This window comes from Streptomyces cellostaticus, from assembly GCF_023630175.1.
In the GTDB taxonomy this organism is placed as follows: Bacteria; Actinomycetota; Actinomycetes; order Streptomycetales; family Streptomycetaceae; genus Streptomyces; species Streptomyces cellostaticus_A.
Genome location: NZ_JALLIN010000013.1, coordinates 97,132 through 116,608 on the forward strand (window position 1 = coordinate 97,132; position 19,477 = coordinate 116,608).

The 19,477-nt window shown below is 73.5% G+C and carries 20 protein-coding genes; 17 read left to right on the plus strand and 3 right to left on the minus strand.

The window, feature by feature from the left end:
* Positions 1 to 77 precede the first annotated feature (77 nt).
* Positions 78 to 314 carry a hypothetical protein gene (locus MXD57_RS10975; protein WP_250401165.1) on the minus strand — a complete coding sequence of 79 codons (237 nt, stop codon included), beginning with the start codon at positions 312 to 314 and terminating at the stop codon, positions 78 to 80.
* A gap of 272 nt (positions 315 to 586) precedes the next feature.
* Between MXD57_RS10975 and MXD57_RS10980 the strand changes: the two genes are divergently transcribed.
* The 5 genes from MXD57_RS10980 to MXD57_RS11000 all read left to right on the plus strand — a co-directional run bounded on the left by MXD57_RS10980 (position 587) and on the right by MXD57_RS11000 (position 5,480).
* Positions 587 to 844 carry an SCO2583/SCO2584 N-terminal domain-containing protein gene (locus MXD57_RS10980; RefSeq protein WP_250401166.1) on the plus strand — a complete coding sequence of 86 codons (258 nt, stop codon included), beginning with the start codon at positions 587 to 589 and terminating at the stop codon, positions 842 to 844.
* 163 nt (positions 845 to 1,007) lie between these two features.
* Positions 1,008 to 1,928 carry a zinc metalloprotease HtpX gene (htpX, locus tag MXD57_RS10985; protein ID WP_250401204.1) on the plus strand — a complete coding sequence of 307 codons (921 nt, stop codon included), beginning with the start codon at positions 1,008 to 1,010 and terminating at the stop codon, positions 1,926 to 1,928.
* Between the two features lie 2 nt (positions 1,929 to 1,930).
* A complete protein-coding gene (pspAB, locus tag MXD57_RS10990) occupies positions 1,931 to 2,515 on the plus strand; it encodes a PspA-associated protein PspAB (protein WP_250401167.1) in 585 nt (194 codons plus the stop codon).
* A gap of 56 nt (positions 2,516 to 2,571) precedes the next feature.
* On the plus strand, positions 2,572 to 4,230 hold the full coding sequence (locus tag MXD57_RS10995) for an alpha/beta fold hydrolase (RefSeq protein ID WP_250401168.1): 1,659 nt from the start codon (positions 2,572 to 2,574) through the stop codon (positions 4,228 to 4,230).
* 68 nt (positions 4,231 to 4,298) lie between these two features.
* Positions 4,299 to 5,480, plus strand: coding sequence for a winged helix DNA-binding domain-containing protein (locus tag MXD57_RS11000; RefSeq protein WP_250401169.1), 1,182 nt, complete (start codon positions 4,299 to 4,301; stop codon positions 5,478 to 5,480).
* Between the two features lie 106 nt (positions 5,481 to 5,586).
* Here MXD57_RS11000 and MXD57_RS11005 read toward each other — a convergent pair whose 3' ends face one another.
* Positions 5,587 to 5,892: a hypothetical protein gene (locus MXD57_RS11005; protein WP_250401170.1), complete on the minus strand. Its 306-nt coding sequence runs from the start codon at positions 5,890 to 5,892 to the stop codon at positions 5,587 to 5,589.
* Positions 5,893 to 6,151: 259 nt separating this feature from the next.
* On the opposite strand from MXD57_RS11005, the gene MXD57_RS11010 reads away from it, so the two are divergent.
* The 7 genes from MXD57_RS11010 (at position 6,152) to MXD57_RS11040 (ending at position 13,600) form a co-directional block, all read left to right on the plus strand.
* The gene (locus tag MXD57_RS11010) at positions 6,152 to 6,526 is read left to right on the plus strand and encodes an arsenate reductase family protein (RefSeq protein WP_250401171.1); all 375 of its coding nucleotides are present in this window, start codon (positions 6,152 to 6,154) and stop codon (positions 6,524 to 6,526) included.
* Positions 6,527 to 6,640: 114 nt separating this feature from the next.
* Complete coding sequence (locus MXD57_RS11015; protein ID WP_250401172.1) at positions 6,641 to 7,354, plus strand: septal ring lytic transglycosylase RlpA family protein; 714 nt, start codon at positions 6,641 to 6,643, stop codon at positions 7,352 to 7,354.
* Between the two features lie 352 nt (positions 7,355 to 7,706).
* Positions 7,707 to 8,738 (plus strand): glutamine synthetase, encoded by a 1,032-nt coding sequence (glnII, locus tag MXD57_RS11020; protein WP_250401173.1) that lies wholly within the window; start codon positions 7,707 to 7,709, stop codon positions 8,736 to 8,738.
* 141 nt (positions 8,739 to 8,879) lie between these two features.
* Entirely contained in the window at positions 8,880 to 9,905 is a 1,026-nt protein-coding gene (locus tag MXD57_RS11025; protein ID WP_250401174.1) for an NAD-dependent epimerase/dehydratase family protein, read from the plus strand.
* Between the two features lie 51 nt (positions 9,906 to 9,956).
* Positions 9,957 to 11,228 carry a sensor histidine kinase gene (locus MXD57_RS11030; protein ID WP_250401175.1) on the plus strand — a complete coding sequence of 424 codons (1,272 nt, stop codon included), beginning with the start codon at positions 9,957 to 9,959 and terminating at the stop codon, positions 11,226 to 11,228.
* Complete coding sequence (locus MXD57_RS11035; protein WP_250401176.1) at positions 11,213 to 11,866, plus strand: LuxR C-terminal-related transcriptional regulator; 654 nt, start codon at positions 11,213 to 11,215, stop codon at positions 11,864 to 11,866. Before MXD57_RS11030 ends, MXD57_RS11035 begins: the two co-directional genes overlap by 16 nt.
* A 174-nt stretch (positions 11,867 to 12,040) precedes the next feature.
* A complete protein-coding gene (locus tag MXD57_RS11040; protein ID WP_250401177.1) occupies positions 12,041 to 13,600 on the plus strand; it encodes a DUF1996 domain-containing protein in 1,560 nt (519 codons plus the stop codon).
* Positions 13,601 to 13,706: 106 nt separating this feature from the next.
* Here the strand turns inward: MXD57_RS11040 and MXD57_RS11045 are convergent, their stop codons facing one another.
* Entirely contained in the window at positions 13,707 to 14,099 is a 393-nt protein-coding gene (locus MXD57_RS11045) for a hypothetical protein (RefSeq protein ID WP_250401178.1), read from the minus strand.
* A gap of 119 nt (positions 14,100 to 14,218) precedes the next feature.
* Here MXD57_RS11045 and MXD57_RS11050 point away from each other — a divergent pair, with 119 nt between their 5' ends.
* The 5 genes from MXD57_RS11050 to MXD57_RS11070 all read left to right on the plus strand — a co-directional run bounded on the left by MXD57_RS11050 (position 14,219) and on the right by MXD57_RS11070 (position 19,471).
* A complete protein-coding gene (locus MXD57_RS11050; RefSeq protein WP_250401179.1) occupies positions 14,219 to 14,737 on the plus strand; it encodes a tetratricopeptide repeat protein in 519 nt (172 codons plus the stop codon).
* Between the two features lie 62 nt (positions 14,738 to 14,799).
* Positions 14,800 to 16,704 (plus strand): hypothetical protein, encoded by a 1,905-nt coding sequence (locus MXD57_RS11055; RefSeq protein ID WP_250401180.1) that lies wholly within the window; start codon positions 14,800 to 14,802, stop codon positions 16,702 to 16,704.
* A 95-nt stretch (positions 16,705 to 16,799) separates the two neighbouring features.
* A complete protein-coding gene (locus tag MXD57_RS11060; protein WP_250401181.1) occupies positions 16,800 to 17,696 on the plus strand; it encodes a metal-dependent hydrolase in 897 nt (298 codons plus the stop codon).
* The gene (locus MXD57_RS11065) at positions 17,693 to 18,745 is read left to right on the plus strand and encodes a PDR/VanB family oxidoreductase (protein ID WP_250401182.1); all 1,053 of its coding nucleotides are present in this window, start codon (positions 17,693 to 17,695) and stop codon (positions 18,743 to 18,745) included. The genes MXD57_RS11060 and MXD57_RS11065 overlap by 4 nt, the downstream gene beginning before the upstream one ends.
* A gap of 36 nt (positions 18,746 to 18,781) precedes the next feature.
* The gene (locus tag MXD57_RS11070) at positions 18,782 to 19,471 is read left to right on the plus strand and encodes a TetR/AcrR family transcriptional regulator (RefSeq protein WP_250401183.1); all 690 of its coding nucleotides are present in this window, start codon (positions 18,782 to 18,784) and stop codon (positions 19,469 to 19,471) included.
* Positions 19,472 to 19,477: the final 6 nt, after the last annotated feature.

The following is a 19,477-nucleotide window of genomic DNA, read 5'->3' on the forward strand; positions in this document are numbered from 1 at the left end:
CCCGGGGTTACGCGATGAGGGCCGCCACCCGGAACGTACGGAACGTGTCCGGGTGGCGGCCCTCCGCCGTGTGTCCGTCAGCTCACCACGACGATGACGACCGGCACTCCGCCGTTGTTGAAGTTGTTGCGGAAGAAGTCGCTCCGGTCGAAGCAGTGGCCCCACCAGTAGCAGCTCCGGTTGGTGTTGACCTGGGTGACGTGGTCCGGGGTTGCCGCCGACGCGCTTGCCGCCGAGGTGACGACGGCCCCGCCGGCCATGAGAACGCCGGCGGCGGACAGTGCGGCGAGACGCCTCGCGCGATGTGCTTTCATGGATCCACCTTCCTTCCACCCCTCGTGCGGCTTTCCGGGCACGAGTCGGATGGCCGCGGCCTCGGAGCGAGAGTCCGGCGCGGTCGTAGGGCGTGCCGCACGAGTGTCGTAGCAGGGCGTCACCATGACGCAGCCCGCAGTGCGGCTTCTCCTCTCGATGCTAGCCGTCAGCCGGTCACCCAGCATCCCGGGCAACCTTTGCCGCTTCCCACGGCTCCTGTTCCCGGGGGATCATCACCCTGGCTCTGTCCGACGAGAGAGGTGGCACGGGGATGTCCGAACAGGACGACTGGGAGAAGGAGTTCGATCACAGGTGGGCGAGCTCGGCCGAGCACAAGGAGCCTTCGGCCCGCGCCCGTATGCTCGCCGCCCGCTGGAAGGAGAACCCGCCGGACCCGGCGCCCTTCCGCGCCGATCCGGAGCGCTCGAAACCACGCCGGTCCTCGTGGATACCGACGGTCGTGGTCCTCGGCTGCGTCGCCGCGGTGATAGTCCTGCTCGGCTACGCACAGACGCACTCGCCCTACTAGGGCCTGGCGCCACGTCGGTCAAGGTCCGCGACGGCGCCACCCCTCACTGGAACGGCTCCAGTCCGTCACGCTGCGTGAACAGTCTGTTCCAGGTGCCCCGCAGGGGTACCCGCAGGTGCACACTGGAGAGCGGGACGAGTGCCTGACCGTGGGGTGGTGCAAGATGCAGAGCCGCTTCCGCAGCGATCGGCGGCTGACCGTTCGGATGACGGTCACGCTGTTCCTGCTCGGACTGCTGTACGTGGCCTTCGTCGCCGCGTTGATCGTGTTGCTCAAGTCCTGGCTGCTGGTCGTCGCGGTGGTCGGGGCGATGTTCGTCGCGCAGTTCTGGTTCTCCGACCGGATCGCGATGTTCGCTATGCGCGGGCGGGTCGTGGAGCGGGAGGAGTACCCCGAACTGCACGCCGTGGTCGACCGGCTGTGCGCCATCGCGGACATGCCGAAACCGGTCGTCGCCGTCTCCGAGATGGGCATGCCGAACGCGTTCGCGACCGGACGCAGCCCCGATCACGCCGTGGTCTGTGTGACCACCGGGCTGCTGCGCCGGCTGGAGCCCGCCGAGCTGGAGGGCGTACTGGCGCACGAGCTGTCGCACGTGGCGCACAAGGACGTCGCCGTGATCACCATCGCGTCGTTCCTCGGGGTGATCGCGGGACTGATCGTGCGGTTCGCCTTCTACTCGCAGGTCCTCGGCGGCGGCCGCAGGGACCAGAACACGGCCGCCGTCCTCGCCGCCGTGCTGGCCGTCTCCGCGGCCGTCTACGCGATCAGTTTCCTGCTGATCCGGGCGCTGTCCCGGTACCGGGAACTGGCGGCCGACCGGGCCGCCGCACTCCTGACGGGCCGGCCCTCGGCGCTGGCGTCGGCGCTCACCAAGGTCTCCGGGGACATCGCCCGGATCCCGACCGAGGACCTGCGTACGGCCCAGGCCTTCAACGCCTTCTACTTCACACCCGCGACCGGCAGGGAACCCGGCGTCGAGCGGTTCTTCTCCACCCACCCGACCCTGCAGCAGCGGCTCGACCAGCTCGGGCGGATCTCCGCCGAGCTGGGCGAGGCGGCCGCTCCGGGGAAGGCGGGCTGAGCATGGGGCTGCTGGACATCCTGCTCGGCCGTACGAAGCCGGTCGCGCCCGACCTGGACCAGTTGTTCGCGCTGCCCTCGGCGGCGATCACGCTCGAGGCGGCGGCCGGGTTCACCCCGGCCGGCGTCGGAGCGGTGTGCTTCGCCACCGTCGAGGGCGCGGCCTTCGAGCAGACCCACCGCGAGATCCTGGCGCTGCTCGACGCGGACGCCGACCGGGCGGGAAGCCCGGTGGAACTCACCCGGGACGGGTTCGGCTACTCCTGGCTGGTCTCCCGCCGGCCGCCCGACCGGCTTCCCGAGCTGGTCGCCGACCTGCACGCGGTGAACACCTCCCTGGAGGCCAACGGCTTCGGCCCCCAGCTCCTGTGCTCCCTGGCCTCCTTCACGAACGACGCCGGCCGCCGGCTGGCCCTCGTCTACCTCTACAAGCGCGGCACCTTCTTCCCCTTCGCCCCGCTCCCCGGCGTCGCCGAACGCCGGGACGGCGAGCTGGAGCTGCGGGTGAAGGCGGCGCTCACCGGTGACCTGCGGATCGAGCCGGATCTCGGCCGGTGGTTCCCGGTGTGGGGCGCGCCCGGCCTGTGACGACCGGGCTCCCCTCGGCGCCCCCGCGGTCCGGCGGCTGTGAGTGAATGGCGCGTATGAGCGAACCCGGCGCGTCCCCAGGTGAGTACGAACACTTCGTGCACGTGTACGACGGTGAGCGGATCAGCGGGGTGAGCGCCGGTCCGCCCGGACGGGCGACGGCCGTGCTCCTGCACGGTGCGGGCAACGGCGACAAGGAACGGCTGCTGCCGCTGCTCGCCGAGTTCGCCGGGCAGGGCGCGCGCGCACTGGCCTTCGACTTCTCGGGGCACGGCGAAAGCACCGGCAGACTGGCGGAGTCGAGCCTGCGGCGACGGTTCGCGCAGGCGGTCGCGGTGATCGACGCGCACGCCCCGGCGGACGACCCGCTGGTACTGGTGGGCTTCAGCATGAGCGGCCAGACGGTCGCGGACCTGGTCCGGCACTACGGGCGGCGGGTGGCGGCGGTGGGCCTGTGCGCGCCCGCCGTGTACGCGCCGTCGGCCTGGGACGAGCCCTTCGGCGACGGTGACCGCCGGTTCAGCGCGATCATCCGCACACCCGGGAGCTGGCGGACCTCCCCCGCGTTCGAGGTGCTGCGCACCTTCGAGGGGCGGGCGGTGCTGGCGGTACCGGGCACGGACGACGTGATCCCGCCGGAGGTGACGGCGGCGGTGCAGGACGCGCTGTCGGCACGCGCCCAGTACACCCGGCTCGAACTCCCGGACGCCCAGCATCGGTTGGGCCTGTGGTTCCAGGACCACGCGGAGGACCGGCGCGACCTGGCGGCAGCGCTGCTGGGCGGGCTCGAGGACGGCGGCTGGACGGCGACCCGGAGCTGGGTGGCCGAGCGGCTGCCGCGGGGTCGCGGGGTCGTGGACTCCCGTCCGCTGTCCGGGGGCTGGTCCGCGCAGATACGCGGGCTCACCCTGGACGACGGGGAGGAACTGGTGCTGCGCACCTTCGTGCGGCCGTTCTTCCGACGGCACGCCCCGGGGCTGCTGTCCCGGGAGGCGGCGATGCTCGGCCTGCTCGCCGGGCGGGAGGGTGTGCCGGCCCCGGCCCTGGTCGCCGTGGACGCCGCCGGGGAGCACTGCGACCACCCCAGCCTGCTGATGACCCGGATGCCGGGTCTGGTGCGGGTGGACGACACGGACGGCGAGTTCCTGGACCGGCGGCTGGACCTGCTCGCCGCCCAGTTGGTCCGCATCCACGCGGTCGAGCCGGCGCAGCGCCCGCGCCCGTACCAGGCGTGGACCTCGCCGGAGCGGACGCGGACGCCGGGCGGCGCCTTGTGGGAGCGGGCGGTGGACGTGATCCGGCGCGACCCGCCGCCGTACCGCGGGCGCTTCCTGCACCGCGACTACCACCCCGGCAACGTGCTGTTCACGGGTGCCGGGGACGGACTCCGGGTGAGCGGGGTCGTCGACTGGGTGGAGGCCTCCTGGGGTCCGGCCGACCTGGACGTCGCCCACTGCTCCACGGCGCTGGCCCTGCTGCACGGCCCCGGGCACGGACTGGCCTTCCGGGACCGGTACGAGCGGCACGGCGGCCACGGTCTGGCGGACGGGCCGGACCACCTGTACTGGCGGCTGCTCGACGCCCTGGCCTACACCCCGGACGCGGCGAAGCTGGCCGGGCCCTGGCGTGAGCTGGGCCGCACGGATCTGACGCCGGAGGTGCTGGGCGGGCGGCTGGCGGCGTACGTGGGCGGGCTGATGGAGCGGTACGGCTGAGTCGCGGGCGCCGGCGGCTGCCGGCGAGCATGCTGAGGGGTGGCACGGTGGGCGACGGGGAGGTCGGCATGGGTGACGGACGGCGGCACATCGGTACGGCGGAGCGGCGGGCGCGGCTGGCGCTGCGCCACCGTCTGGCGGGCGGGGCGCGGGCGGCGGCCCCCGAGGAGGTGGCCGCCTCCCTGGTGGCCCTGCACGGCACGGACCCGGCGACGGTGTACCTGGCGGTGGCGGCGCGGCTCGCCGACGCGGCCAAGGCGGTGCCGGAGACGGAACGGGCGCTGTACGAGGAACGGACACTGGTCCGTATGCACGGCATGCGGCACACGGTGTTCGTGTTCCCCGCGGAGCTGGCCGCGGTCGTGCACGCGTCGACGGGGCTCACGGTGGCCGCGCGGGAACGGGCCGCACTGGTCAAGGACATGGCCGGGGCGGGGGCCCCGGACGCGGCCTGGCTGGCGGAGGTCGAGGCGTCCCTGCTCGCGGCACTGGCCCGGCGCGGCCAGGCGACGGCGGCGGAGCTGACGGCGGACGAGCCGCGGCTGCGCGAACAGTTCGTGTACGCGGCGGGCAAGAGCTACGAAGGGGTGCACACGGTCTCCTCGCGGCTGCTGCGGGTGCTCGGCGTGGAGGGCAAGGTGGTCCGCGGCCGGCCGCGGGGCTCCTGGACGTCCAGCCTGTTCCGCTGGGCACCGGCGCCCCCGCACCCGGAGCTGGACCCGGTGCGGGCGCGGGCGGGACTGCTGGAGCGCTGGCTGCGGGTCTGCGGGCCCGCCACGGAGGCGGACCTGAAGTGGTGGACCGGCTGGCGGGTCACCGAGGTGCGCCGTGCCCTGGCCACCGCCGGAGCGCACGAGGTCGCCCTGGACGAGGGCACGGGGTTCGTCGCGGCCGGTGACCTGGAGCCGGTGGCGGCTCCCGGCCGGCCCTGGGCGGCTCTGCTGCCGGCACTGGACCCGACGGCCATGGCCTGGCGGCAGCGCGACTGGTACCTGCCCGACGAACTGCGCCCGCAGCTCTTCGACCGCAGCGGCAACGTGGGCCCGACCGTGTGGTGGAACGGCCGGGTGGTGGGCGGCTGGGCCCAGCGCGCGGACGGCGGGATCGTCTGGCGGATCGCGGACGGCGGCGTCCGCCGGGAGGCGGAGCCGGTGGTGGCGCAGGAGGCGGAGCGGCTGCGCGGATGGCTGGGCACGACGCGGGTCACCCCGCGGTTCCGGACCCCACTGGAGCGGGAGTTGTCGGCCTGACGGTCCGGGTGCCCGGCTCCGGCCGGGCACCCGGTCCCGGTTCGCACCGGGATGCACGGCCCGCCCGGCGGACCGTGCCGGAATCGCGGGGCGCCCCTGACGGGCCCTACCGCATCAGCGCCCGCACCAGGTGGCACGTCGCGGCCGACGGCGGGTGCAGGCCGATCCGCTCGGCGGTGCCGCGGATCTCCTCGTCGTGGGCCTGGTTCGGCAGGTAGACGCCGGTGTCGAGCAGGGCTATGGCCAGGCGCATGGCCTTCAGGCGCCGGTTGTGGCGGACGTACCACTCGCGGGGCCGCCCGGCGGGCAGCGGACGCTTCTCCGTCGGCGCGTAGGGCGAGTCGAGCCGGACGGCGCGCCTGGCGGTGGACTGGGTCGGCAACGGCGTGGGCCTCAGGGCGGCAGCGGGCACGGGCATCCTCCTGTCGCGGTCAGGGAACCCATCGGAAGAGCTCCGGCGATTCCCTCGAACACTGCTCCCATCCTACTGCCCGCCACTGACATTCGGGCAGCCCGAAGGAAGCTCAAATGCGCTGGTGAGAGCGGAATTTGTGATGCCGTCACCACTGCTTCCGAAGGTGCGGCCGAGGCCACTGAAAATCGAACAGGCTCCTCGCTCCGGGGTCGCGGCGCAGCGGGGCCGCGCCGGCTCCTCGCGTACGGTGTGCCGCATGGAGATCTGGATCAACCCGGCCTGTTCCAAGTGCCGCGGCGCCCTCGACCTGCTCGACGCCGAGGGCGCCGACTACACCGTCCGCCGCTACCTGGAGGACGTGCCCGGCGAGGACGAGATCAGGGCCGTACTCGGCCGGCTCGGGCTCGAGCCGTGGGACATCACCCGCACCCGCGAGGCCGCCGCCGAGGAGCTGGGGCTCGGGGACTGGGCGCGGGACGTCAGTGCGCGGGACCGGTGGATCACGGCCCTCGCCGAGCACCCCGGCCTGATCCAGCGGCCGATCATCACGGCGGACGACGGAACCGCGCTGGTGGGCCGCTCGGCGGAGGCCGTGCGGGAGGCGGTGTCCCGGAGCAGGCGCCGAGAGTAGCTCAACAGCGTTGTGACGCAGGTTACTTGGAAGAACGGCGGTGACCGCTGAGTAACCCTGTTCGGGATCCCGTACATAGCGGCGTACGCTCCCCTACCTCTTCAGGAGGCGCGCATGTCGCGCAGGAGAACTCTCAGCACCAAGAAGAAGCTCGCGCTGCTCGTCAGCGCCGCGGCGGTGGCGGGCGGCGGAGCCTTCGCGCTGGCGTCCACCTCGAACGCCGCGCAGAGCCCGCAGAACGCCCGGACGCTGTCCGCCGGGGACTCGACGGTGTGCCAGGGGCTGGCCACGGCCCACGGCAACAACGACCGGTTCATCGCGGACCAGAAGGCGAACCCGGACGCGCAGTCGGCCGCCCGGATCGCCAACCGCGAGGCCGTCGTCAAACAGATCGAGGTCCAGCAGAAGGCCGCCGGATGCACCGTTGGGGAGTCGGCTCAGGACTCCCAGGGGGCGCAGGGCGGCGGGCAGGGCGACGCACAGCAGGGTGCCGGCGCACAGGCCGGCGGGGCGCAGCAGTCCGCCCAGCCCTCGGACCCGGCGGCCGGCGGAAACGGCGCCGGCGGCGCCGCGGCCTCGGGCCAGCAGGTGTGCCAGGGCTCGACCGTCACGCTCTCCGGCGAGGGCGGGGCACCGGCCGCGTCCAGCAACCAGTTCCCGGCCGGCACGACGCTGAAGGTCACCAACCTGGACAACGACAAGTCCACGACGGTGAAGGTCACCTCGGTCTCCGGCAGTTGCGCGCTGCTGAACAACGCCGCCTTCGAACAGGTCAGGGAGCCGGGCAAGTTCCTCATCCGCCGCGCACTCATCGAGAAGGTGGGGTGAGGCCCCACCGGTGAGGCGCGGGCCGCGACGGCACCGGCAGGGCGACGGGTACGCCGCCTCGCACCCGGCGGAGCAGGACGCCGGGTGCAGGAGGAACAGGCGGCGTACCCGGCCGGCCGGCCCGTCGCGGCCCGTCGGGCGTCCCGCCGGGCTCCTGTCGTACGCAACCACGGGCCGCCTCACGGCATGGGCCGGGACGCGGAAGCAGCGGGTAACACCGGGTTCACATCCGGGCAATGGACGGGAAACCGCCTGTTGACAGGCTGCCGCGCAGATCGACGCGGCGCCCCGGTGCCGCGGCGCCACGAGCACCCGCGAGTGCGCCCGACCCACCCCCGAAGGATGTGGCCCCGTGACCTTCAAGGCTGAGTACATCTGGATCGACGGCACCGAGCCGACGGCCGAGCTGCGTTCCAAGACGAAGATCATCACGGGTGCTCCGGCCGGTCTCGAATCCCTTCCGATCTGGGGCTTCGACGGTTCCTCCACCAACCAGGCCGAGGGGCACTCCTCGGACTGCGTGCTCCAGCCGGTCTTCACCTGTCCGGACCCGATCCGCGGCGGCGACGACGTCCTCGTGCTGTGCGAGGTCCTGGACACCGACATGGCCCCGCACCCGAGCAACACGCGTGCCGCGCTGGCCGAGGTGGCCGGGAGGTTCGCCGCGCAGGAGCCGGTCTTCGGCATCGAGCAGGAGTACACCTTCTTCGAGGGCGGCCGTCCGCTGGGCTTCCCCGAGGGCGGCTTCCCCGCCCCGCAGGGCGGCTACTACTGCGGTGTCGGGGCCGACGAGATCTTCGGTCGCGACGTGGTCGAGGCGCACCTGGAGAACTGCCTGCAGGCGGGCCTGGGCATCTCCGGCATCAACGCCGAGGTCATGCCCGGCCAGTGGGAGTTCCAGGTCGGCCCGCTCTCCCCGCTGGAGGTCTCCGACCAGCTCTGGGTGGCCCGCTGGCTGCTGTACCGCACGGCCGAGGACTTCGGCGTCTCCGCCACCCTGGACCCCAAGCCGGTCAAGGGCGACTGGAACGGCGCCGGCGCGCACACCAACTTCTCCACCAGGGCGATGCGCGAGGGCTACGACGCCGTCATCACCGCGTGCGAGTCGCTCGGTGAGGGCTCCAAGCCGCTCGACCACGTCAAGAACTACGGCGCCGGCATCGACGACCGCCTCACCGGCCTGCACGAGACCGCCCCGTGGAACGAGTACTCCTACGGCGTGTCCGACCGCGGCGCCTCGGTCCGCATCCCGTGGCAGGTCGAGAAGGACGGCAAGGGCTACATCGAGGACCGCCGCCCGAACGCCAACGTCGACCCGTACGTGGTGACCCGCCTGCTGGTGGACACCTGCTGCTCCGCGCTGGAGAAGGCCGGCCAGGTCTGATCCGCACCGCTTCCCGAGGGGCGCGCGCCAGGACGGCGGGCGCCCCTTCGGCGCGCCCGGCCACCGGGGACCGGGCCGCGCCTTCTGCCCTCGGCAGACGGCCCTTCCCCCTCCGGGCCGGCGCCGGGCAGGCTCACCGGTATGAGACTTCTGGTGCTGGGCGGAACGGAGTTCGTGGGAAGGACCGTCGTGGAGGCCGCGCTCGCACGCGGCTGGGAGGTGACGGTCTTCCACCGGGGGCGGCACGCGCCCCCCGCGGGAGTGAGGTCGCTGCGCGGCGACCGCACCGCGCCCGGCGGGCTCGCCGCCCTCGCCGGCGACGACGGCACCTGGGACGCGGTGGTCGACACCTGGTCGGCCGCGCCCCGGGCGGTCCGGGACGCGGCGCGGCTGCTGCGCGGCCGCGCCGGGCGGTACGTCTACGTCTCCAGCCGGTCCGTGTACGCCTGGCCCTGGCCCAGGGGCGGCCGCGAGGACGCCCCGCTGGTCGAGGGCGCCGCGGCCGGCGCCGGGGCGACCGACTACCCGCGGGACAAGCGGGGCGGCGAACTCGCGGCCGTGGAGGCCTTCGGCGCCGGGGACGCGCTGCTGGTGCGCGCCGGGCTGATCCTCGGCCCGTACGAGAACGTGGGCCGGCTGCCCTGGTGGCTGAACCGGATCTCCCGCGGCGGCCCGGTCCTGGCGCCGGGTCCGCGCGACCTGGCCGTGCAGTACATCGACGTGCGCGACCTCGCCGACTGGACGCTCCGCGCGGTCGAGCGGGCGCTCGGCGGCCCGTACGACCTGGTCGGCCCGCCGGGTGCGACCACCATGGGCGACCTGCTGGAGGCGTGCCTCCGGGCGACCGCCGCGGATGCCGAACTGCGCTGGATCGAACCGCGGTCGATCCTGGACGCCGGGATCGAGCCGTGGACCGGGCTGCCGGTGTGGGTGCCACCGGACGGCGAGATGTACGACGCAGTGCACCGCTCGGACGTCTCCCGGGCCCTGGCCACGGGACTGCGGTGCCGGCCCGTGGACGAGACCGTCACGGACACCTGGCGGTGGCTGACCGGCGTCGGGGGCGTCGCCCCGCAGCGGCCGGACCGGACCGTGAAGGGCGTCGACCCGGAGGTCGAGGCGAGGGTGCTCGCCGCGGCCCGGGGTGTATCCGGCACCACCCCCTGACCGGGGCTTCGGGCCAGTGACCCCCGCCCGGGGGTCGGCCAGACTGGCCGCATGACTACCGACACGCAGGGCGGCGCGGTGCGCGCGCGGGCACGGGACGCCGCACTCGCCGCCGTACGGGGGCTCGTACTGGCCGTGGCGATGCTGCCCGTCACGGTGCTGTGCCTCACGCTGACCCTCGTCTCCCTCGCCCTCGTACCGATCGGAGTCGGCGTCGTCACGACCCCCTGGATCCTCGGCGGGGTACGGGACGTCGCGGACACCCGGCGCCGGCTCGCGGCCGACTGGGGCGGGGTGCCGATCACGTCGGCGTACCGGCCCGTGCCCGCCGGCGCCAACCCCTGGAGGCGCACCCTCACCATGCTCGGTGACCGGCAGGTGCGGCGGGACCTCGTGTGGCTGCCGGTGGACATGACGGCCGGCTTCGTCACGGCGCTGCTGCCCGCCGTGCTGTGCCTCTACCCGTTCGAGGGCTTCGCGGTGGCCGCGGGCCTGTGGCGGGTGCTCGCGGACGGCCGGACCTACTGGTACGGCTTCGTGCCGGTCACCGACCAGCCGACCGCGCTCGCCGCCGCCGCCACCGCCTCGGTCCTGCTGGTGGCCGCCTACCACCTCGCGCCGCGCCTGCTGACCGCCCACTTCCGCCTCACCCGGGCCTTCCTCGGCGCGGACCGGCGCGAACTCGCCGAGCGGGTCAGGGTGCTGACCGAGACCCGGCGCGACGCCGTGGACACCTCGGCCTCCGAACTGCGCCGCATCGAACGGGACCTGCACGACGGCGCCCAGGCCCGGCTGGTCGCGATGGGCATGGACCTCGGGACCGTCGAGACGCTGCTCGACAAGGACCCGGCACAGGCCAGGCTGCTCCTGGGCCAGGCCCGCCGCAACTCCGTGGAGGCCCTGGAGGAACTGCGCGGCCTGGTCCGGGGCATCCATCCGCCGGTGCTGGCGGAGCGCGGACTCGGTGACGCGGTAAGGGCGTTGGCGCTGCGGCTGCCGCTGCCGAGCGAGGTGTCCGTGGAGCTGCCCGGTCGGGCGGACGCGCCGGTGGAGTCCGCCGCCTACTTCGCGGTCAGCGAGGTGCTCACCAACGCGGTCAAGCACTCCGGCGCCGACCGGCTCTGGGTGGACCTGCACCACGCCGGCGGCACGCTGCGGATCACGGTCACCGACAACGGCGGGGGCGGGGCGGTGGTCGGCGCGGGATCCGGGCTGGCCGGGGTGGAGCGGCGGCTGGGTACATTCGACGGCGTCCTGGCCGTCAGCAGCCCCGTCGGCGGTCCCACCCTGGTCACCATGGAGCTCCCGTGCGCGTTGTCCTAGCCGAAGACCTCTTCCTGCTGCGCGACGGACTGGTCCGGCTGCTGGCGGCCCACGACTTCGAGATCGTAGCGGCCGTCGAGTCGGGCCCCGAACTCGACCGCGCCCTCGCGGAGCTGAAGCCGGACGTGGCCGTCGTCGACGTACGCCTGCCGCCCACGCACACCGACGAGGGCCTGCAGTGCGCGCTGCGGGCCCGGCGGGAGCGGCCCGGGCTGCCGGTGCTGGTCCTGTCCCAGCACGTCGAGCAGCTCTACGCGCGTGAGCTGCTGGCCGACGGCACCGGCGCGGTGGGGTACCTGCTGAAGGACCGCGTGTTCGACGCCGGCCAGTTCGTGGACGCGGTACGGCGGGTGGCCGCCGGCGGCACGGCGATGGACCCGCAGGTGATCCAGCAGCTCCTGTCGCGGCGGGCGGCCGACGCCCATCCGCTGGGCCGTCTCACCCCGCGCGAGCTGGAGGTGCTGGAGCTGATGGCGCAGGGCCGCTCGAACGCGGCGATCGCCGGCCAGCTCGTCGTGACGGAGAGGGCCATCGCCAAGCACACCTCCAACATCTTCGCCAAACTGGGTCTCGAGGTGTCGGACGACGACAACCGGCGGGTGCTGGCGGTGCTGGCCCACCTCGATCGCGGCCGCTGACGCGGAGGACAACTACCCCTGGTCACGGTCCATTTGAGACCCCTGACACCCGGCGTTCCCCGACTGATTCGGGAGACTGGTGAACACCTCCGGGGCGGCGTCCGTATGGAAGGGCGCCGCTTCACTCCTGTCGGGCGCCTCGATGCTGCCCCGCAAGGAAGTCAGAGGAGTTCCATGGGACGCAACACACGAAAACGCCGTACGCCGCTGGCCACCAAGGCCATAGCCGCATCGGCGGCCCTAGCGCTCGGTGGGGGCGGGCTGGTCTGGGCGAACTTCTACGCCTCGGCGCACGAGTCGAACCGGTCGTGGGGGGGCAACCAGACCAAGGCCGCCTCGGCGCAGGTCGCGACGATCTCGTGCCCGGACGTGGGCCAGAAGCTGACCAACGTGCCGTACCGGGCCCGGGGCGAGGTCGCCGGGGAGCTGTCCACCCTCGACCGCCAGATCACCGACGCCTACCAGCGTCTGGCGACCACGCGGGACGCCCAGACCAGAGACACGAGCTTCGTCCAGAACTCCATCCTGCAGCCGCTCCAGGACCGGCGGAAGGCCATCCTGGACCGCATCAGGCTGGAGATCACCCGCGTCGGCGGCACCGCCCCCGGCGACCTGAACACCCTGGCCACCTGCACGGCGCAGAGCGCCGACCAGACCACCGGCGGACAGCAGCAGAACGGCGGACAGCAGCAGGGCGGCGAGCAGCAGAACGGCGACCAGCAGCAGGGCGGGCAGCAACAGGACGGCGGCCAGCAGCAGGACGGCGGTCAGCAGCAGGGCGACAACGGGCAGCAGCAGAACAACGGCGGGCAGGCGGGCAACGGCCCCGCCGCGGCCGACTTCGTCGACATCACCAAGGTCCAGGCGAACGTCAAGGCCAAGCCCCGCAAGTCCCGCAACGCGTCGACCGGCACGTTCACCACGCGCTGCGGTGTGAACGCGAACAAGAACTTCAACACCGACAACGTGATCGTGGCCCCGGGCGTGACCAACGGAGCCCACCACACCCACGACTACGTCGGCAACCAGAAGATCAACGCGTTCTCCAGCAACGACAACTTCCTGCAGGGCGCGTCGAGCTGCCGGAACAAGAACGACCGCTCCGCCTACTACTGGCCCGTACTGCGGCTGCAGGACGGCACCCAGGAGTTCGACCAGAACCGGGACGGTGGCGGCAAGGAGGGGAACGTCGGCAAGATCCTCACCGCCCAGCAGGCCCAGATCAAGTACGTCGGCAGCCCGCGGGGCAAGGTCGTGGCGATGCCGCAGTTCCTGCGGATCATCACCGGTGACGCCAAGACCACCACCAACGGTCTGGCCAACGCCAACGCGCACTGGAGCTGCACCGGCTTCGAGAACAAGGTGCAGCTGACCGAGCAGTACCCGATCTGTCCGCAGGGCAGCAAGGTGGTGCGCTCGTTCGCCTTCCAGAGCTGCTGGGACGGGCAGAACGCGGACAGCGCCAACCACCGCACCCATGTGGCCTTCGCCGACGCCAACGGCAACTGCCAGAACGGCTTCAAGGCCATTCCGCAGCTCACGATGCGCCTGGTGTACGACGTCCCCCCGCCGACCATCCAGAACGGTCAGGTGAAGAACGCGTACGCCGTGGACGGCTTCCCCGAGCAGTTGCACAAGGCGGCCACCGATCACGACGACTTCATCAGCGTCACGACCGGCGGCCTGGCCAACAAGATCGCGAACTGTGTCAACCGCGGTCAGAACTGCGCGTGATCCCCTGACACGCGTGGACGGAAGAAGGCCGGTGGCGGGTCCCTCCCGCCACCGGCCTTCGCCGTGTCCGCGTGGCCGGACCCGGCAGGCGTGCGCGTGGCCGGACTCAGCCGGCGTGCGCGCGGTGGTCCGTGCCGATCTCCACATCGCCGCCGAGCGTGCCGCGCAGCGCCCGGACGACGCCGTCGTCGCCGACGGCCACCCACTTGCGCCCGACGAGGTAGTAGCCGCCGTAGTCCTTGGCGTCGTTGATCCACTCGCGCTGGCCGCGGTCGGTGGCGAAGGTGGCCAGGATGAACCTCCCGTCACCGTTGCGGCAGATGGCCTGGCGGATCTCGTCGGCGTCGGTCTGCATGTTCGGCTTGCACCGCACCTCGGCCGCCAGGCTCTCCAGGCTGCCGCTCGCGGCGGGCGGCACCTTCTCGGCCTCCCCGCCCGTGCCGCAGCCCGCCAGCGCCAGTACGGCCGCGGCACCGAGCACCGCACGTGTCAACCTCATCGTTCCTCCGGTCCTGTGGGCCCCAGCATGCCGCTCGGAGCCCCGGAACGGGACCCCCCGACCAACGGATACGGCCGCGGGGCCCGGTGCGCTCAAATCCTGCGCGGCGACGGGCACACGTGTGCGAGGGTGGCGCGGTGAACCAAGACTGGGAAGACCGCGTCACCGCTGCCTGGGCCTCCTTCGACGACTATCCGCAGGAGCGAGCGCAGGAGTTCCGCGACCTGATCGACAAGCTCGTCGCCGAGCTTCCGGAGGACAGCCCGCTGGGCCCGTTCGAGCAGGCCTGCTCCTGGGACTCCACCGGCCACTCGGACCGGGCGGTGCCGCTGTACCGGGAGGCGCTGGCGCGCGGCCTCGACGGCTACCGGGGCCGCCGGACGCGGATCCAGCTCGCCAGCTCGCTGCGGAACACCGGGCACCCGGAGGAGGGCGTGGCCCTGCTCACCCCCGAACTCGACGGCCCGTCGGACGAGTTGGACGACGCGGTGCGGGCCTGTCTGGCCCTGTGCCTGTCCGGCCTGGGCCGCGACCGCGAGGGACTGTCCCTGGTGCTCGGCGCCCTCGCCCCGCATCTGCCCCGCTACCAGCGGTCGATGGCCAACTACGCGCGCCTGCTGGTCGAACCGGAGGAGTGAGCCACCCGGGCGAGCCGCCCGCCCGGCGGTGACCTGCCGACAGCTCGCTCGTTCACCGGGTTGTGCAGTCACAGCATGTAGCCCCGCGACACACGAAGAACGCCGCCGGTCCCGACGTCGGTGTCGACCAGGCCGAGGCCGCGCTCGTCGAGCACTACCCGCGGCTCGTCCGCCTCGCCTACCTGATCCTGCCACCCGGCCTCGCCCGCAGCCGCCGGGTGCTGACGGCACACGCCCTCGTCCAGCGGGCCCTGCCCCGCGGCCGCCGGCGCAAGCCCGTGATCCCGGCCCAGTCCGCCGGCCGGGACGGCGACCCGGGGTACGTGTTCGTCCGTCAGGAGGTCGTGCGCACGGCGCTGACGGCGGCCCGCACCCGTGGGGGCCGGCCGCGGCTGTCCCCGCCGCTCCCCCGGGTGTGGGGTCTCAGGCTGTTCCCGCGCTCCGGCGGGGCCGACGAACTCGCGCTGGACGAGCGGCTGTCCGTCCTGTCCGGCCCGGCCCGCGCCGCGTACGTGCTGCGCGGTCTGGAGCGGCTGCCGGACTCCGCCGTCCGCGGGATCCTCGCGTCCGCCGGGGTCGACCAGCCCGGCGCCGCGCTGTCCGAGGCCAACGGGGTACCCACGCAGGACGCCCTGCTCTGGTCGCCGGAGTTCGACCCCTGCTCGCTGCAGGCGAGGCCCACCGACCTGGTGCGCCGCCGCCAGCACACCAAGGCGGCGCTCGCCGCGGCGGCCGCGCTCGCGGTGTGCGGGGCGCTGGTGACCCTGCCGGGCGGCGGCTGGGGCCCCGACGGCGCCGCCGCGCCGCTGTACGCGGAGAACCCGGCCGCCGAGGCCGCCCTGGATCCCGGCAAGCTGGTCCGGATCGGCCCGGCCGCCTGGCGCTCCTCCGCCCGCTCCGACTTCTCCGTGTGGCCGGCGCGCGGCACCCTCACCGGAGACCGGTCGCTGCTGCGCCGCGCGCTCGCCGTCTGGGCCCGGCCGGGCGGGACGGTCCGCGTCTCGGCGACCCCGGGCACCCAGACCGGCGGTCCGGCGGGCCCGCCCCAACTGCTGTACGCGGGCGAGGTGGACAGCGCGCGCGTGGTGATCCTCTACGACGGGCTGCGCATCGCCCGCTACGCCGAGCCCAGGGACGGCACCGTGGGCGCGGCCCTGGACTTCGCCCGGGTCGACGGGGCGTCCGGCACCGAGGCCGGCGCGCTGGTGCTGGGCCGGTCCGACGGCAACGTGCGGTATCTGACCGCTCCCTGGGTGCGCCGGGCCGCCCAGCGGGACCTGATGAAGCCGGACACGGCCGCGCTGCCGCTGCCCGTCACCGACGGGGTCACCGCACCGCTGGCCAGCCCGGCCCTGCGGACCGGCAGTTGCACCTCGTGGCGCGTGCTCCAGCTCACCGGCCCCTCGGGCGACCAGCTCCACACCGATCTGGGCGAGCTGGTGCCCGCCCATCTCACCGCCGGGCGCCCGGGCGCCCCCGCCGAGGCGGCCGGGGCCGAGGGGCTGCGCGCCTGGGCGCCGTTCGCCTGCTCCCTGGCCGCGGAGCGCTCGGTGGGGGTGCGTGGGGTCAACGCCTGGTCGTTCGCCGAGCAGCCGCTGCCCGACGGGAGCGGTACGGGCCAGTGGGTGTGCACCAGGGCCGAGACCTGGCGCGGCGGCGGTACGACCGCGCTGGCCCAGTTCCGTACCCCGGGCAGGACCACCGGGGCGGTCGTCGCCAGGGGCGCCGACGTGGCGGCCTGCGGTCCCCGCGAACCGCGGGTACTGGCCGGGGTGCTGTGGAAGGCACGGACCGGGGACTGGTACCTGCTGGCCGCGGGCGGCCCGGACGTCACCGGGATCCGGGCGAGCGGAGGGATCACCGCGGCCGGTCAGGGACCGCTGCTGGCGGTCAAGGCCGGTAAGGGGACGCGGGCCGATCTGCGAGGGACCCTGAAGAACGGCGGCACGATCAACGGACTGCGCTGAGGCCGCCCGCTTCGACGCGGCACTAGCTGACAATCTTGTCAACAAGGCGGCGCAGAGGGGTTCTCAGCGGGCTTACCCATCAGTACATTGACGCCATGTCCAACAAGCAGGCCCGGCCGGTGGAGTCCGAGCGGATACCGCTCAAGGCCCGCGACGTGTCCTTCTCCTGGGAGCACACACCGCTGCACTGGGTGCCCGGCGACCCGTTCACCACCCACACCATCAACGTGCTGCACCTGCTGCTGCCCGCCGGTGAGCGGTGGTTCGTGCACGTGTACAAGCAGGTGCTGCCGCTGATCCGGGACGACCGGCTGCGCGAGGACGTCATCGGCTTCATCGGGCAGGAGGCCATGCACTCCCAGGCCCACGACGAGGTCCTGCCGCACCTCAGGGAGCAGGGGCTCGACCCGACCCCGTACACCGCGCAGGTCGACTGGTTCTTCGAGAAGCTGCTCGGCGACCGCACCCTGCCGCCGGGCCGGGCGCGCCGGTGGTGGCTGCTGGAGCGGGTGGCGCTCATCGCGGCCATCGAGCACTACACGGCCTTCCTCGGCGACTGGGTGCTCAACGCCGCCGAACTCGACCGGCGGGGCGCCGATCCGACCATGCTGGACCTGCTGCGCTGGCACGGCGCCGAGGAGGTCGAGCACCGCTCGGTGGCCTTCGACCTCTTCCAGCACCTGGACGGCGGCTACCGGCGCCGCGCCCGTACCTGGGCGGCCGCCTTCGGCGCGCTGGTGTTCCTCTGGCAGCGCGGGGCGCGCTTCTTCATGGCGAACGACCCCACCCTCGTGGACGGCCGGGCGTCCTTCGGCGAGTTCCACCGCAGCGGCCGGCGCGGCACGCTGCCCACCACCGGCGCCATGCTGCGTTCCGTCCCCCGCTACCTCAGCCCCTCCTACCATCCCTCGCGGGAGGGCTCCACGGCCCAGGCCGTCGCCTACCTCGCCGTCTCCCCCGCCGCGGCGGCCGCACGGAAGGACGGGTCGTGACACCGAAGCCGCTGACCGTCGCGCTGGCGGTGGGCGCCGCCCTGCTGACCCGGCGGGCGCTGCGCCGCCGGGTGCGGGTCTCGCCGCTGTGGCCCCTGCCCGCCCTGGACCCGCCTGTTTCCGGCCACCCCCGCGCCCGGACCCGGCGGGCGCTGCTCACCGGGCTCGAGACGGTCGCCGAGGGGGTCGTGGAACTGTGCCTGGAGGGACCCGACCTGCCGGGCTGGGAGCCGGGCGCGCATCTGGACCTGGTGCTGCCGTCGGGGCTGGTGCGGCAGTACTCGCTGTGCGGCGACCCGGCGGACACCTCGGCGTACACGCTGGCCACGCGGCTGGCGGCGGACGGGCGGGGCGGCTCGCGGGAGGTGCACGAGCGGCTCGCCGTGGGAATGGAGCTGGAGGTGCGCGGACCCCGGAACCGCTTCCCGCTGCGCCCCGCGTCCTCATATGTGTTCGTCGCCGGCGGCATCGGCATCACCCCGATCCTGCCGATGCTGCGCGCCCTGCCGGAGGGCACCGAGTGGCGGCTGCTGTACGGCGGGCGGACGCGGGCCTCCATGCCGTACCTGGAGCGGGTGCGGGAACTCGCCGGGGACCGGCTGACGCTCGTCGCCGAGGACGAGGACGGGCGCCCGGACCTGGACGCGCTGCTCGCCGGTCTGCCCGCGGGCACGGCCGTGTACTGCTGCGGGCCAGAGGGGCTGACGGCCGCCGTGGAGGCACGGCTGCCGGAGGGCGCCACGCTGCACCTGGAGCGGTTCGCCGCCCACCCGTCCGCCGCGGGGGACGCCGGGTTCGAGCTGGAGCTGCGGCGCAGCGGGCGGACGTTGACCGTCCCGGCCGGCTCCTCGGTGCTGGCCGCCGTGCGCGGTGCCCTGCCGGACACCGCCTACTCCTGCGAGCAGGGCTTCTGCGGAACCTGTCAACAGCGGGTCGTCGAGGGCGAGGTGGACCACCGGGACGAGCTGCTGACGGACGCGGAGCGTGTCGACTCGATGCTGATCTGTGTGTCGCGGGCCCGGGGCGACCGGCTGGTGCTCGACATGTGAACACCGGCGGCCGAATTCGATCGGTAAGGTGTTCGTATGACTACCGGGGTTCGCCGCAGGATGGGCGTGGAGGAGCGGCGCCAGCAGTTGATCGGTGTCGCCCTGGACCTGTTCAGCAGGCGCTCGCCGGACGAGGTCTCGATCGACGAGATAGCGGCCGCCGCGGGCATCTCACGCCCGCTGGTCTACCACTACTTCCCCGGCAAACTCAGCCTGTACGAGGCCGCGTTGCAGCGTGCTTCGCAGGACCTGGCGAGCCGCTTCGCCGAGCCGCGCGAAGGCCCGCTCGGAGCCCGGCTGCTGCGGGTGATGCGCCGCTTCTTCGACTTCGTGGACGAGCACGGCCCCGGCTTCTCCGCGCTGATGCGCGGGGGCCCGGCGGTCGGCTCCTCCACCACCAACGCGCTGATCGACTCGGTGCGCCAGGCCGCCTACGAGCAGATGCTCGCGCACCTCGGCGTCACCGACGCCTCGCCGCGGCTGGAACTGGTGGTCCGGAGCTGGATCTCGCTGGCCGAGTCGACGGCGCTGATCTGGCTGGACGGCCGACAGGTCCCCCGTGCCGAGCTGGAGGTCCAGCTCGTGCACGACTTCGCCGCCCTGGCCGCCGTCAGCGCAGCCCACGACGAGGACATGGCGCTGCTGCTGCGCACGATGGCGCAGAACGAGCCGGCCGACGGCCCCTTCGCGGAGCTCGTCGGCCGGCTCATCTCCCTGGTTCCCTAGAGGGTG

Excerpts from the sequence above, each read along its gene's own strand:
- MXD57_RS10975 (WP_250401165.1), bottom strand. The coding sequence starts at position 314 with ATGAAAGCACATCGCGCGAGGCGTCTCGCCGCACTGTCCGCCGCCGGC.
- MXD57_RS10980 (WP_250401166.1), top strand. The coding sequence starts at position 587 with ATGTCCGAACAGGACGACTGGGAGAAGGAGTTCGATCACAGGTGGGCG.
- htpX (WP_250401204.1), top strand. The coding sequence starts at position 1,008 with ATGCAGAGCCGCTTCCGCAGCGATCGGCGGCTGACCGTTCGGATGACG.
- pspAB (WP_250401167.1), top strand. The coding sequence starts at position 1,931 with ATGGGGCTGCTGGACATCCTGCTCGGCCGTACGAAGCCGGTCGCGCCC.
- MXD57_RS10995 (WP_250401168.1), top strand. The coding sequence starts at position 2,572 with ATGAGCGAACCCGGCGCGTCCCCAGGTGAGTACGAACACTTCGTGCAC.
- MXD57_RS11000 (WP_250401169.1), top strand. The coding sequence starts at position 4,299 with ATGGGTGACGGACGGCGGCACATCGGTACGGCGGAGCGGCGGGCGCGG.
- MXD57_RS11010 (WP_250401171.1), top strand. The coding sequence starts at position 6,152 with ATGGAGATCTGGATCAACCCGGCCTGTTCCAAGTGCCGCGGCGCCCTC.
- MXD57_RS11015 (WP_250401172.1), top strand. The coding sequence starts at position 6,641 with ATGTCGCGCAGGAGAACTCTCAGCACCAAGAAGAAGCTCGCGCTGCTC.
- MXD57_RS11025 (WP_250401174.1), top strand. The coding sequence starts at position 8,880 with ATGAGACTTCTGGTGCTGGGCGGAACGGAGTTCGTGGGAAGGACCGTC.
- MXD57_RS11030 (WP_250401175.1), top strand. The coding sequence starts at position 9,957 with ATGACTACCGACACGCAGGGCGGCGCGGTGCGCGCGCGGGCACGGGAC.
- MXD57_RS11040 (WP_250401177.1), top strand. The coding sequence starts at position 12,041 with ATGGGACGCAACACACGAAAACGCCGTACGCCGCTGGCCACCAAGGCC.
- MXD57_RS11045 (WP_250401178.1), bottom strand. The coding sequence starts at position 14,099 with ATGAGGTTGACACGTGCGGTGCTCGGTGCCGCGGCCGTACTGGCGCTG.
- MXD57_RS11060 (WP_250401181.1), top strand. The coding sequence starts at position 16,800 with ATGTCCAACAAGCAGGCCCGGCCGGTGGAGTCCGAGCGGATACCGCTC.
- MXD57_RS11070 (WP_250401183.1), top strand. The coding sequence starts at position 18,782 with ATGACTACCGGGGTTCGCCGCAGGATGGGCGTGGAGGAGCGGCGCCAG.